The 12698-nt window shown below is 63.2% G+C and carries 10 protein-coding genes; 3 read left to right on the top strand and 7 right to left on the bottom strand.

Features of this window, described 5'->3' with window-relative positions:
- The first annotated feature begins 314 nt into the window (after positions 1-314).
- Together mprF and IAE39_RS27190 are read left to right on the top strand one after the other, a co-directional pair.
- Entirely contained in the window at positions 315-2957 is a 2643-nt protein-coding gene (gene mprF / locus IAE39_RS27195) for a bifunctional lysylphosphatidylglycerol flippase/synthetase MprF (RefSeq protein WP_201207580.1), read from the top strand.
- Entirely contained in the window at positions 2957-4249 is a 1293-nt protein-coding gene (locus IAE39_RS27190; RefSeq protein ID WP_201207579.1) for a virulence factor family protein, read from the top strand. Before mprF ends, IAE39_RS27190 begins: the two co-directional genes overlap by 1 nt.
- Positions 4250-4427: 178 nt before the next feature.
- Here the strand turns inward: IAE39_RS27190 and IAE39_RS27185 are convergent, their stop codons facing one another.
- The 3 genes from IAE39_RS27185 to IAE39_RS27175 form a co-directional block, all read right to left on the bottom strand.
- Positions 4428-6338 carry a potassium transporter Kup gene (locus IAE39_RS27185; RefSeq protein WP_201207578.1) on the bottom strand — a complete coding sequence of 637 codons (1911 nt, stop codon included), beginning with the start codon at positions 6336-6338 and terminating at the stop codon, positions 4428-4430.
- A 151-nt stretch (positions 6339-6489) separates the two neighbouring features.
- Positions 6490-6816 carry a helix-turn-helix domain-containing protein gene (locus IAE39_RS27180; RefSeq protein WP_201207577.1) on the bottom strand — a complete coding sequence of 109 codons (327 nt, stop codon included), beginning with the start codon at positions 6814-6816 and terminating at the stop codon, positions 6490-6492.
- Positions 6800-7054: a type II toxin-antitoxin system RelE family toxin gene (locus IAE39_RS27175; protein ID WP_201207576.1), complete on the bottom strand. Its 255-nt coding sequence runs from the start codon at positions 7052-7054 to the stop codon at positions 6800-6802. The genes IAE39_RS27180 and IAE39_RS27175 overlap by 17 nt, the downstream gene beginning before the upstream one ends.
- A 309-nt stretch (positions 7055-7363) precedes the next feature.
- Here IAE39_RS27175 and rimO point away from each other — a divergent pair, with 309 nt between their 5' ends.
- On the top strand, positions 7364-8695 hold the full coding sequence (rimO, locus tag IAE39_RS27170; RefSeq protein WP_201207575.1) for a 30S ribosomal protein S12 methylthiotransferase RimO: 1332 nt from the start codon (positions 7364-7366) through the stop codon (positions 8693-8695).
- A 71-nt stretch (positions 8696-8766) separates the two neighbouring features.
- Here the strand turns inward: rimO and IAE39_RS27165 are convergent, their stop codons facing one another.
- From IAE39_RS27165 to IAE39_RS29820, 4 genes are all read right to left on the bottom strand, one after another.
- Positions 8767-9516, bottom strand: a complete 750-nt coding sequence (locus IAE39_RS27165) for a hypothetical protein (RefSeq protein WP_201207574.1) — start codon at positions 9514-9516, stop codon at positions 8767-8769.
- A 54-nt stretch (positions 9517-9570) separates the two neighbouring features.
- Positions 9571-11181 (bottom strand): DUF5666 domain-containing protein, encoded by a 1611-nt coding sequence (locus tag IAE39_RS27160; RefSeq protein ID WP_201207573.1) that lies wholly within the window; start codon positions 11179-11181, stop codon positions 9571-9573.
- Positions 11178-12023 (bottom strand): DUF6502 family protein, encoded by an 846-nt coding sequence (locus IAE39_RS27155; protein ID WP_201207572.1) that lies wholly within the window; start codon positions 12021-12023, stop codon positions 11178-11180. Before IAE39_RS27155 ends, IAE39_RS27160 begins: the two co-directional genes overlap by 4 nt.
- A 199-nt stretch (positions 12024-12222) precedes the next feature.
- On the bottom strand, positions 12223-12698 hold a 476-nt coding region (locus tag IAE39_RS29820), incomplete at its 5' end, for a hypothetical protein (RefSeq protein ID WP_236548843.1).

The raw sequence follows: 12698 nt of genomic DNA, 5'->3' as shown, positions 1-12698 counted from the left end.
GTCGGGCTCATAACCCGAAGGTCGTCGGTTCAAATCCGGCTCCCGCAACCATATTCGTCAGAACAAACCCCGCCTGTGTAACAGCAGCGCGGGGTTTGTTGTTTCTACCCTTCCCGCTTTTTCGTCGCCTCGAATCTCCCCGCTCTCAAGCTAACCCTCACGCTTGAGAGGTCTTCCCCAGGATGAACTATCTTTAACCCTGCCGGACGACTGAAAGTCACGTTGCCCGGAGTAATATCCGGATACGTTTTCCAAAGGGACTTTCACTTGGCCGCACCTTTCCTTCACCTCGCGCTGCACGCACGGGGCATTTCATGACTTCGCACAATCCCGAACCTCCGGTGCCGCTCGCCTCGGCGCTGCCCGGTGCTGTGCAGCGCCTGCCCTTGCTCGAACGCCTGAGCCGCTACCGCCAGCCTATCGGCCTGGCCGTGACCCTGTTGCTGTTCACCATGGCCCTGATTGCCTGCCGCCACTTGCTGAGCGAGCTGGACATCTATGCCTTGCACGACGCCATGCTCAGTGTCCCGGTGCAGTCGTTGCTGGGTGCCTTGCTGGCGACAGTGGTCGGCTTCGTGATCCTGCTGGGCTACGAGTGGTCAGCCAGCCGCTATGCCGGGGTCAAGCTGCCCGCACGCAGCCTGGTACTGGGCGGTTTCAGCGCCTTTGCCATTGGCAATGCCATTGGCCTGTCGATGCTCTCGGGCGGCTCGGTGCGCTACCGCTTGTATGCTCGCAAGGGGCTGGGTGCTGGCGAAGTCGCGCGTATGACCGTTTTTGCCAGCCTGTCGCTGGGCTGCGCGCTGCCGCCCTTGGCCGCTTTGGCAACCCTGAGCGACCTGCCGGCTGCCTCGGCCGCACTTGGCCTGGCACCAGGCTTGCTGGCGGGTATCGCCAGCGCCGTGCTGGTTGCCTCTGCCCTGCTGGTTATCGGCTTGTACCGTCGGCGCCTGGCCGAGCAACCACTGGCCAACAACCTGCTCGTGCAACTGGGGCGGCGCACCCTGCGCCTGCCGGATGCGCGGCTGGCCGCCCTGCAACTGCTGATCACCGCGCTGGATGTGGCGGCAGCCGCTACCGTGCTGTACCTGCTGCTGCCCGAAGCACCGCCTTTCGGCGCGTTCGTGCTGGTGTACCTGCTGGCCCTGGCCGCAGGTGTGCTCAGCCACGTACCGGGCGGCGTGGGGGTGTTCGAGGCGATCTTGCTGGCGGCCTTCGCCGACCAGCTCGGTGCTGCGCCACTGGCCGCCGCCCTGCTGCTGTACCGGTTGATCTACGTGGTACTGCCGCTGCTGCTGGCCTGTGTGTTGCTGCTGGCAAACGAAGCCCGGCGCCTACTGTTCGCACAACAGGCTATCAAGGCGGCCTCGGGGTTGGCCGCCCCCATCCTGTCGATCCTGGTGTTCCTCTCCGGCGTGGTATTGCTGTTCTCCGGCGCCACCCCCGAAATCGACACACGCTTGGAGCACATGGGTTTCCTGGTGCCACACCGGCTGATCGATGCCTCGCACTTTGGCGCCAGCCTGATCGGCGTGCTGTGCCTGCTGCTCGCCCAAGGCCTGCGTCGGCGCCTGTCGGCCGCCTGGCTGCTGACCACCGTGCTGTTGCTGGTCGGTGCCCTGTTGTCGTTGCTCAAGGGCTTTGACTGGGAAGAGGCCAGCCTGCTGACCTTTACCGCCACCCTGCTCGCCCTGTTCCGCCGCTCGTTCTACCGCCCCAGCCGGCTGATGGAGCTGCCGTTTTCGCCGGTGTTCCTGGTGGCCAGTGCCTGTGTGGTCGGCGCCTCGGTATGGCTGCTGCTGTTTGCCTACCAGGATGTGCCTTACAGCCATCAGCTGTGGTGGCAGTTCACCCTCGATGCCGACGCCCCACGCGGCCTGCGCGCCGCCATGGGCAGCGCCTTGCTGCTGGCGGCCCTGGCGCTGACCTGGCTGCTGCGCACTGCACCGCCGGTCATTCACCTGCCCGACGAAGATGAACTGCAACGGGCCAACCGCATTCTGCAGGCCTCCGACCAGCCTGACGGCGGCCTGGCGCTGACCGGCGACAAGGCGTTGCTGTTCCACCCGCGGGACAATGCCTTCCTCATGTACGCCCGGCGCGGCCGCAGCCTGGTGGCGCTGTACGACCCGATCGGCCCGGCCCAGGAACGCGCCGAGATGATCTGGCAGTTCCGCGACCTGTGCGACCTGCACCACGCTCGGCCGGTGTTCTACCAGGTGCGAGCGGAAAACCTGCCGTTCTACATGGACATCGGCCTGACCGCGCTGAAGCTGGGCGAAGAAGCCCGGGTCGACTTGCGCCGCTTCGACCTCGAAGCCAAGGGCAAGGAGATGAAAGACCTGCGCTACACCTGGAACCGCGGTGGGCGCGATGGCCTGAGCCTGGAGATTCACGAGCCCGGCCACGCCCCACTGGCAGAACTGAAGGAAATTTCCGACGCCTGGCTCGGCGGCAAGAACGTTCGCGAGAAAGGCTTCTCGCTGGGGCGCTTCAGCACGGACTACCTGCAGCACTTCCGGATTGCCCTGATCCGCTTCCAGGGGCGCCCGGTGGCCTTCGCCAACCTGCTGGAGACCCATGGCAACGAACTGGCCAGCCTCGACCTGATGCGGGCCCACCCCGAGGCACCCAAGTTGACCATGGAGTTCATGATGATCGGCTTGATCCTGCACTACAAAAGCCATGACTACGGGCGTTTCAGCCTGGGCATGGTACCGCTTTCCGGCCTGCAGCCGCGGCGCGGCGCCCCTTTGACCCAGCGCCTGGGCTCGATGGTGTTCCGCCGTGGCGAGCAGCTTTACAACTTCCAGGGGCTTCGGCGCTTCAAGGACAAGTTCCAACCGGACTGGGAACCCCGCTATATGGCTGTGCCGGCCGGGCTCGACCCGCTGGTGGCACTGGCCGACACTGCCGCCCTTATTGCTGGCGGCCTGACTGGATTGGTGAAACGTTGATGACCCGACGCTATTGGCTGTACCTGCTGGTTCCCCTGTTGCTGGCTGCCCTGGGTGGCGCGCTGGCCTTCTGGCTGTGGACGCGCCCGGCCCCCGAGGCGCACCTGGAACAACTGAGCCTCAATGACACCAGCATCACCCGCGTAACCCCTGGCGTACACCCCAAAGTCCGCGTGGCCATCGGTGTACCTCAAGACCAGGCGCTGAGCGACAAGCAACTGCTGGACCTGGCCCAGGCCGGCGAAGCACAACTGGTGCAGGTGATCCTGCCACCCAACGACTGCAGCAAGCAGCAACAGGCGCTGGACCAGGCCCTGACCCAGCTGCCGGAAAAACCCAACCTGGTCGCCGGTATCGGCCCTGGTGCGGCCCAGGCGTGGCGCTGGCTGGCCACCCAGAACGATGACAAGGCCCGGGCGATTTCCGTGGACTTCACCGTCGAACAACCTGGCTGCCAGGCGCCGCTGCCCAAGTCGGCTGCCCATGGCCACTGGAACGTCGCCTGGAACGACAACCCGGATGACGCCAGTGCCGCGTTTGTGCGCGACCAAGCCAATGCCGAAACCAGCATCAGTGACTACGACATCCATCTGCCACAGGTGCTCAAGGCTCAGTTGACTCAGGCCCTGGTTGGCCACGACGGCAACGCGCTGGCGATCCCGGTGGTTGAGGTGCCGGCCGGGCAAACCACCGACACCGTTACCCTGTTCCTTTCCGGTGATGGCGGCTGGCGCGACCTGGACCGCGACGTCGCTGGGGAAATGGCCAAGCTGGGCTACCCGGTGGTGGGCATCGACACCCTGCGCTACTACTGGCAGCACAAGACCCCGGAGCAAAGCGCCGCCGACCTGTCCGAGCTGATGCAGCATTACCGGCAGAAATGGGGGACCAAGCGCTTTGTACTGGCGGGTTACTCGTTCGGCGCCGACGTGCTGCCGGCCATCTACAACCGCCTGCCAGCCGAAGACCAGCAGCGCATCGACGCAGTGATGCTGCTGGCCTTTGCCCGCAGCGGCAGCTTCGAGATCGAAGTCGAAGGCTGGCTGGGCAAGGAAGGCCAGGAAGCGCCAACCGGGCCGGAAATGGCCAAGCTGCCAGCGTCCAAGGTGGTGTGCGTGTATGGCATCGAGGAAACCGACGAAAGCGGTTGCACCGACGGGTCAGCCGTTGGCGAACGCATGAAACTGCCAGGCGGCCACCACTTCGACGAGAACTACCCGGCGCTGGCCAAGCGCTTGATTGGTGAGATCGAGACGCGCCAAGGCAAGTCGAGTGTAGCCGAGCAGAACTGACAAGCCTTTGGTAAACCCGCTACTACAGACGACGCTGTCGATGTAGGAGCGGCCTTGTGTCGCGATAGGGCCGCATAGCGGCCCCAGCTAATTTGCCTTGTTGCACAAATCGTGGGGGCGCTTCGCACCCCATCGCGACACAAGGCCGCTCCTACAGGGACCGAGCACTGGCGCGGATTCAGATCTCGACCTGGGTCCCCAACTCGATCACCCGGTTCAGCGGCAGGTTGAAGAAGCGCAGGTTGCCGTTGGCATTCTTCAGCAGGAACGCAAACAGGTTGCCACGCCAGCGCGACATCCCCTCCAGCCGTGAAGCAATCACCGTCTCACGGCTGAGGAAGTAGGTGGTGCGCATCGGGGTGAAGTCCAGGCCGTCCAGGTGGCACAGCTTCAACGCCGCCGGCACGTCCGGTTCGTCCATGAAGCCAAAGTGCAACAGCACGCGGAAGAAGCCGTCACCATAGGCCTCTACCTCAAAGCGCTCCTGCTCCGGCACCCGCGGCCGGTCTTCACTGACCACGGTCAGCAACACCACCTGGCTGTGCAGCACCTGGTTATGCAGCATGTTGTGCAACAGCGCATGCGGTACGGCATCGGAGCGCGCGGTCAGGAACACCGCCGTGCCCTCGACCCGGTGCGGTGGCTGAATGCGGATGCTGCTGATAAACAGCGGCAACGGCAGCGCACCTTCATCGATACGTTCGACCAGGATCTGCTTGCCGCGCTTCCAGGTGCTCATCAACAGGAACAGCACACCACCCGCCAACACCGGGAAGGCGCCGCCCTGGACGATTTTCGGCACGTTGGCGGCAAAAAACAGCCCATCCACAAACAGGAAGCCCACCAGAATCGGCACCGCCAGCACCGGCGGCCACTTCCACAACAGCAGCATCACCGCCGACACCAGGATCGTGGTCATCAGCATGGTGCCGGTCACCGCCACGCCGTAGGCCGCCGCCAGGGCGCCGGACGACTCGAAGCCGATTACCAGCAGCACCACACCCACCATCAACGTCCAGTTCACCGCACCGATGTAGATCTGCCCCTGCTCGTCGCTGGAGGTGTGCTGGATCTGCATGCGCGGGATATAGCCCAGCTGGATGGCCTGGCGGGTCAGGGAGAAGGCCCCGGATATCACTGCCTGCGAGGCGATTACCGTGGCCATGGTGGCCAGCCCGACCAACGGCAGCAGCGCCCAGCCCGGCGCCAGCAGGTAGAACGGGTTACGTGCCGCGTCCGGGTTCTGCAGCAGCAGCGCCCCCTGGCCAAAGTAGTTGAGCACCAGCGCCGGCAGCACCAGGATGAACCAGGCCCGGGCGATCGGCTTGCGGCCGAAGTGGCCCATGTCGGCGTACAGCGCCTCGGCACCGGTCAGGGCCAGCACCACCGCGCCCAGAATGGCTACGCCCATGCCCGGGTGAACCACGAAGAAGTTCACCGCCCAGCCCGGGTTGAAGGCCTTGAGCACTTCCGGGCTCTGCGAGATGCCGTGCACGCCGAGCGCGCCCAGCACCACGAACCAGGTGACCATGATCGGGCCGAACAGCTTGCCGATCTTCTCGGTACCGTGCTTTTGCACCAGGAACAACGCCACCAGCACCACCAGCGAAATCGGCACCACCCAGTGGTCGATGCCATCGAAGGCCAGGCCCATGCCCTCCACCGCCGACAGCACCGACACCGCCGGGGTGATCATGCTGTCGCCATAGAACAGCGAAGCGCCGACCAGGCCACAGATCACCATCAGCGTGCGCAACCGCGGGTAGGCCGCCGTGGCCCGCCGCGCCAGCGCGGTCAGCGCCATGGTGCCGCCCTCGCCCTGGTTGTCGGCGCGCAGGATGAACATCACATACTTGAACGACACCACCCACAGCAACGACCAGAGGATCAGCGACAGGATCCCCAGCACGCCGTCATGGTTGACCGGCACCCCGTAGCCGCCGGTGAAGACTTCCTTGAGGGTATACAACGGGCTGGTGCCGATATCGCCAAAAACCACCCCGACCGCCGCCACGAGCAAGCCCAGCGACCGCGCTGCGCCCTGCTTACCCTCGTGCCCGCCCTCAGCGTGACTGCTTGCCTGAACCATCGACCACTCCCGCAGACGGCCATTTAGGCCAGTAGAATTCCCACCTGCGCCAGGTACTGCTCATACCCCTGACGCAATGGCGCGAAGCATAGCGCAGCGTCCGTCGATTTTCTGCTGGTAAGCCTGTTACGGAGGTATCTGGAGGCTATGACTAAAGGTCCAGAGACTGCATGGGTATCCCGAGCGCTGCGGCAATCTTCTCGCGAGTGGCCTTGCGTGGACGCTCAGCAGCTTCTTGCTGGGCATAGGCGGACTGAGAGATGCCCAGGCGCTGGGCAACTTCAGCCTGGGTCAGGTCCAGATGCCTGCGCCATGCAGCAATCGCGGTCATGCCCTCTTTCACCATGTAGCCAACGACTTCGTTGGGCACCAGGTCAGGTTGCTGACAGCCGGCGATGTAATCGGCGTACGGCAGCACGACGAAGGCGGGACGCCCGTCGGCATCATTGATGATCTGTACGTTAGTAGGTGTGCTCATCGCGCTTCCTGACCTCCTCGATGTTTACGATTCTCACGCTGCCGTCCCAGTCGAAAAGAACCCGGTAGTTTCCAACCCTGAGCCGGTACCCATAGTGGTGATCAACCAAGGCTTTGACGCTATTGACATGCGGCATATGGGCCAAAACCTGCACTGCATCGTAGATCTTGGCCTGATGAACCCTGTCGATTTTCCTGAGTTGCTTCACAGCTTTGCGCGTCCAGTTGATCGTATTCATATCCACGCCGATCTTATAAGAAAACTATAAGATTTGAATAAGTTCAAGGAAAGGTTATACAGACGCGCAGGAGGGTGACGAGCGGAGCTCTTCGATTCAAGGGGAGTGATTGCCTGCTGTGTTTCGAGGTTTTACCAGGCAAGCAGCTTGCGGTTAGCTGGCATAGCGCAGCGTTCGTCGTATTTCTGCTGGTCAAGCGACCCTGCGCTCGCTAGAATTGCGCACTTTTTGATCAGAGGCGCCGAAAGCGCCCGTCAAGATCGCCCCCGATTCCGGCCGGGCGACCTGCATTCAATACCGAGGTTAGTCATGTCCACCACGCCCGCCACCCCCAAGGTAGGTTTCGTAAGCCTGGGTTGCCCAAAAGCCCTGGTCGATTCCGAGCGCATCCTGACCCAGCTGCGCATGGAAGGCTATGAAGTCGTGCCCACCTACGAGGACGCCGACGTGGTGGTGGTCAACACCTGCGGCTTCATCGACAGCGCCAAGGCCGAGTCGCTGGAAGTGATCGGCGAAGCGATCAAGGAAAACGGCAAGGTCATCGTCACCGGCTGCATGGGCGTCGAAGAAGGCAGCATCCGTGACGTGCACCCGAGCGTGCTGTCGGTCACCGGCCCGCAGCAGTACGAGCAGGTGGTCAACGCCGTGCACGAAGTAGTGCCGCCGCGCCAGGACCACAACCCGCTGATCGACCTGGTGCCGCCACAGGGCGTCAAGCTGACCCCGCGTCACTATGCCTACCTGAAGATTTCCGAAGGCTGCAACCACAGCTGCAGCTTCTGCATCATCCCGTCGATGCGCGGCAAGCTGGTCAGCCGCCCGGTAGGCGAAGTGCTGAGCGAGGCAGAGCGCCTGGTCAAGGCCGGGGTCAAGGAAATCCTGGTGATTTCCCAGGACACCAGCGCCTACGGCGTCGACGTCAAGTACAAGACCGACTTCTGGAACGGCCGCCCGGTCAAGACCCGCATGCTCGAACTGTGCGAAGCACTGAGCAGCCTGGGTGCCTGGGTCCGCCTGCATTACGTGTACCCGTACCCGAACGTTGACGACGTGATCCCGCTGATGGCCGCCGGCAAGATCCTGCCGTACCTGGACATCCCGTTCCAGCACGCCAGCCCGAAAGTACTCAAGTCGATGAAGCGCCCGGCGTTCGAAGACCGCACCCTGGCACGCATCAAGAACTGGCGCGAGCAGTGCCCTGAACTGGTGATTCGCTCCACCTTCATCGTCGGCTTCCCGGGCGAAACCGAAGAAGACTTCCAGTACCTGCTGGACTGGCTGACTGAAGCCCAGCTGGACCGCGTCGGTTGCTTCCAGTACTCGCCGGTAGAAGGCGCCCCGGCCAACGACCTGGGCCTGGCTGAAGTACCGGACGACGTCAAGCAGGAGCGCTGGGACCGCTTCATGGCCCACCAGCAGGCCATCAGCACTGCCCGCCTGCAACTGCGCATCGGCAAGGAAATCGAGGTGCTGATCGACGAAGTGGAAGAACAAGGCTCGGTTGGCCGCAGCTTCTTCGATGCTCCGGAAATCGACGGCAGTGTGTTCATCGATGGCGACCACGGCTTCAAGCCAGGCGACAAAGTGCGTTGCCGTGTGGTGGATGCCGACGAGTACGACATGTGGGCTGAGCCTGTCTAAAACGGCTGAAGCCTGAAAAGCCCCTGCCCCGGCGTTCCCCACAGGGAATGAGCGGCGCAGGGGCTTTTTCGTCAAAACGTGTGAAACAGCATCAGCCCGCCCTCGGCATCCGGGCTGGCATCCGAGAAGCCCTTGACCGCGTACAGTTGCACTTTCCACTGCTGGTTGAGCTTGTGGGTGAGGAACAGGGTCAGTTCCTGGATCTGCGAGCCGGTCGAGACCACTTTCTGCCGCCAATCGTAGGAAGCGCCTGCCGAAGTGCCCGTAGCCACCGGGATGGCGAAACCGAGGCTGGCAAATATCGGGTCGTCGAAATCGCTGCCGGGCGGGTCGCCGAACTTCTTCCAGCCCAGGGTCGCGAAGCCGGTGACCGGGCCGAAGCCTTTGGTGATGTCGACCTGGGCGGTGTAATCGTATTCACCGGTGCCCAGGCACTGGTCTTCGTCGGCAGTGGGGAATTTGACCTTGCCGATCAGGTCGAGCATCAGGCCGCCGTCACTGCCATCGAGCAGGGCGTAGCCTGCGCTCGCAACCGTGTCACCCAGCCCGCTTTCCACATCATGGCAACCACCGGGCAAGGGGTCACCATTGGGGCCGACTTCGGGGTTGGTGATGCGCAACCAGGGCACGGTGACCTTGTAGGTCATGGGGCCGGTCTCATATTTGCCGACCAGTGGGACGTACCAGATTTCCGACGTGGTTCCCGTGCCATAGTCACCCCTTGAATAGTCCATGCCCGTGGCAATGGAGAAGGTATCGGCCAAGGCCGAGGCACTGGTACATGACAACACGCAGGCGATAAGAGGGAGCGCGGGTCTCATCGGTACCTCGGGACATTTTCGGGTAGTGTGATCGACCTTACCCAGCCTAGTTGGCTAACGCCCGGAGCGCTCTGGATGCTCCACTTTTTCGGCAGTCTCTACTTTCTCCACCCTCTCGACTTTCTCTACTTTTTCGACCTTCTCAGGTAGTTCGACTTTTTCTACCTTCTCCACTTTCTCGACCTTTTCGGGTTTCTCCACTTTTTCGACTTTCTCTACCTTCTCTACCTTCTCGACTTTCTCGACTTTTTCAACCTTCTCAACTTTTTCAACCTTTTCGACTTTCTCCGGTTTCTCGACGTTCTCGACTTTCTCTATCTTTTCGACCTTTTCAACCTTCTCGGTTTTTTCTGCCTTCTCGACTTCAACCCTCTCAACCCGATCGGAGCGGCCGCTGTTGCTGCTCCCGGTTCGCTCAACGGCTTCGACATGCTCTGACTTGCCAGACTTGTCCACGTCGTTGGAACTACCGTGCCCACCTGAGTCTTCAACGGTGCTGCGCCCGCTGTGATCATCACTGCTGTCATCGCGCTCGTTTATCGCATCGCTACTGGCAGAACCTGCGGAATCCTTGGTGTCATGCCCGCTACCATGCCCTGAATGGCCCCGGTCCGGGTTGTCACCACGCTCGTCCTGGAACTCCACGCGTGTTGCCCGTAGCTCGTGAGTACCACTGAGCACCCCACTTACCCGTACGCGCTGGTCGAGCGCCTGCTTGCCGACGATCACGGTCCCCTGCCCCAGCGTGACATTGATACCAGCGACCACCAGTTGCCGCGCCTGTGTACGCTGCACCAGCCCTTCGACCACTGCCTGCTGCACACGGCCAGCAAACGGCAGGCTCGGGTCTGGGCGAGTTTGCGCCACCTCCAGCTGACGCCCCGTCCACTGGCCACGCACCAGCACTTCCCGGGCAGGGGCAACGCGGGTGCCCAGCCTCAGCCCCTGCAGGCTGCCCGGGCTGTCGATCGCACCGATCGCACTGGCCTCCCTGAGGCCGGGCGCCCGTTCGATACGGGTAGCCACTACTTCGCCGCGGGCATCGCGCAGGCCACTGACCTTGACCGGCTCGCCAGGGCGCAGCCCTTCGGCCACCCGTGCGCCAGCGGCAAGGCGCACCGGCTGGCCCATGACCCGCAGCGGTGCCGAGGCATTGGGCAACGCCGTCAGCGGCCCTTCGAACACGTTGAGGATCGAAATGCGCCCTGCTTGCAGGCCACGCTGGGTGGCAAATGCCTCTACCGCCACTACCTGCCCGATGGCCAAGTGGCCACTGCTGGCGGGCGCACCGTTTTCACTGACCGGCACGTCCTTGCCATAGTGCACTTCCATGCCGTTGACGCAGATCGAGGCAAAGCCGGTGATGGTGCCAACGATGCCGGTGCCCCCGGTGCCGCCTGGGCGAAGTTGCGGGGCACCGGTACCACCTGTGCCACCTGGGTGTTGCGGGATTGGCGCGCCGGTACCACCCACACCGCCATTGTCGCTGCGTACCCCTGTGCCGCCTACGCCACCCGGCGACTGCAGGCTTGCGGCGCCCGCCATGCCCACTTCGTCACGGCTGACGCATACCGGTGCTGCCGCCACCTCGGCAGGCGTCAGCAGGTTCACCCCGAAAACCAGGGCGAACGTGACGGCACTGAGGCAGCGCGCAAGCAGGGTCATGGGCCAGGTGTCTTCGACAAATCGGGGTCGGTTGCTTCAGTGTAGAAATAAAGCCCGACAGTGATGCGCTGACGTTGCTCGGCGCTGGGCGCATCCGTGCTTTCCAGCTCAGCAGAAAGCCGGCTGATGGCAAGCAGTGTCTGCATGCCATCCTTGGCGACCACTTCACGCAATTGTTCAACGCTGGCCGGGCTCAGGGCGTCGTAGTGCACGCTGCGTTCGAAAAACGGCGGGCCTTCGCTACTGAGGTTGTGCACCGCAGCGCAGGCATGGTCATGCAGGTTGTGGCCGAAGTACGCGGCCTTTTCATCAAAGCCCTTCTGCGGCACGAAGGCCTGGGCTTCCAGGTGCACACAATCCCGTTCATCAAGCCGCACCACCCCCAGCCGCAACCATTCGTCCAGCACCACCCGCCCGCGAATATCCGTGCTGACCTTGGCCACCAGTGCATCGAACGAGCAATCTCCCCCCACACTGGCCAGCCGCGGCAGCGCCAGCGGCTGGCCAGGCCGCAAGCAGAATGGCGGGCTGGTGGTCCAGACAGTGACCAACTGTGCACCCAGCGTGATGTTTTCCGGCAGGGCCTCGCACGCCACACCTGCATCACTGCGCAGTCGCCGGACATCCTTGCGATGTACGCCTGTCAGCAGGCTAATGCGACTGTCGGTTGGGGGCGTGTCGTTCAGGCGAAACTCGCGGTGGGCCACATCGACGAACACCTCCTTGAGCAGGTCGGCGAACACCGTGTAGGTAACCCCTTTGCGCAGCATCAAGCGTACCAGCGGGCGCATGACACGCCGCAGTGCGCTTACTATCGACGGGGGCAAGGCAGGCGATTGCATCGAGCGCATTCCTTGACAGAGGAACCGAGTATACGACGCGGGAAAACATCCCACACCTACTGCAGCCACTTCCCGGCAGGGACCAGAAAAAGCTGTCGGCGCTCATTACCAGGGCATGATATGGGCCAGGCAGGCCGGAACCTGATCACGCAAAACCCGTCCGCTGGGTTTTGCATGGGCTGCTGCAAGTCAGCGCCAATCAGCTTCTGCTGTTGTCATCACCCGGTTCACCACCCACATGATTGCCATGATCATCACCAGGTTCACCGCCAACATGATTGCCGTGATCATCGCCAGGCTCGCCGCCGACATGATTGCCATGATCATCCCCGGGCTCACCGCCAACATGGTTGCCATGATCGTCACCGGGCTCACCGCCAACGTGGTTGCCGTGATCATCACCAACGTGATTGCCATGATCGTCACCCGCTTCAGCATGGCCACTGCTGCGCCCGGAGTTCGAGTTGCCGTCGTGCCCCTGGCCGTCATGGCCGCTGCCACTGTTGCCGGCATGCCCACCACCCTCGCCGCCACTGCCGTGGCCACCACCGCTGCCGCTACCACCGCCGTGGCCGCCACCACCGCTGCCGCCGCCGTGACCACCGCCGCCGCTGCCACCACCGTGGCCACCGCCACCACCACCGTGGCCACCGCCACCACCACCGCTGCCACCAC

The sequence above is a fragment of the Pseudomonas sp. S37 genome (assembly GCF_016658545.1).
Taxonomy (GTDB): Bacteria; Pseudomonadota; Gammaproteobacteria; order Pseudomonadales; family Pseudomonadaceae; genus Aquipseudomonas.
The sequence above is the reverse complement of the archived record's forward strand: the minus strand, read 5'-3'. Positions and strand labels throughout refer to the sequence as shown.

Coding starts and splice junctions, on each gene's coding strand:
- IAE39_RS27185 (WP_201207578.1), bottom strand. CDS start 6,338: ATGGTTCAGGCAAGCAGTCACGCTGAGGGCGGGCACGAGGGTAAGCAG.
- IAE39_RS27190 (WP_201207579.1), top strand. CDS start 2,957: ATGACCCGACGCTATTGGCTGTACCTGCTGGTTCCCCTGTTGCTGGCT.
- IAE39_RS27165 (WP_201207574.1), bottom strand. CDS start 9,516: ATGAGACCCGCGCTCCCTCTTATCGCCTGCGTGTTGTCATGTACCAGT.
- IAE39_RS27180 (WP_201207577.1), bottom strand. CDS start 6,816: ATGAGCACACCTACTAACGTACAGATCATCAATGATGCCGACGGGCGT.
- mprF (WP_201207580.1), top strand. CDS start 315: ATGACTTCGCACAATCCCGAACCTCCGGTGCCGCTCGCCTCGGCGCTG.
- IAE39_RS27160 (WP_201207573.1), bottom strand. CDS start 11,181: ATGACCCTGCTTGCGCGCTGCCTCAGTGCCGTCACGTTCGCCCTGGTT.
- IAE39_RS27175 (WP_201207576.1), bottom strand. CDS start 7,054: ATGAATACGATCAACTGGACGCGCAAAGCTGTGAAGCAACTCAGGAAA.
- rimO (WP_201207575.1), top strand. CDS start 7,364: ATGTCCACCACGCCCGCCACCCCCAAGGTAGGTTTCGTAAGCCTGGGT.
- IAE39_RS27155 (WP_201207572.1), bottom strand. CDS start 12,023: ATGCAATCGCCTGCCTTGCCCCCGTCGATAGTAAGCGCACTGCGGCGT.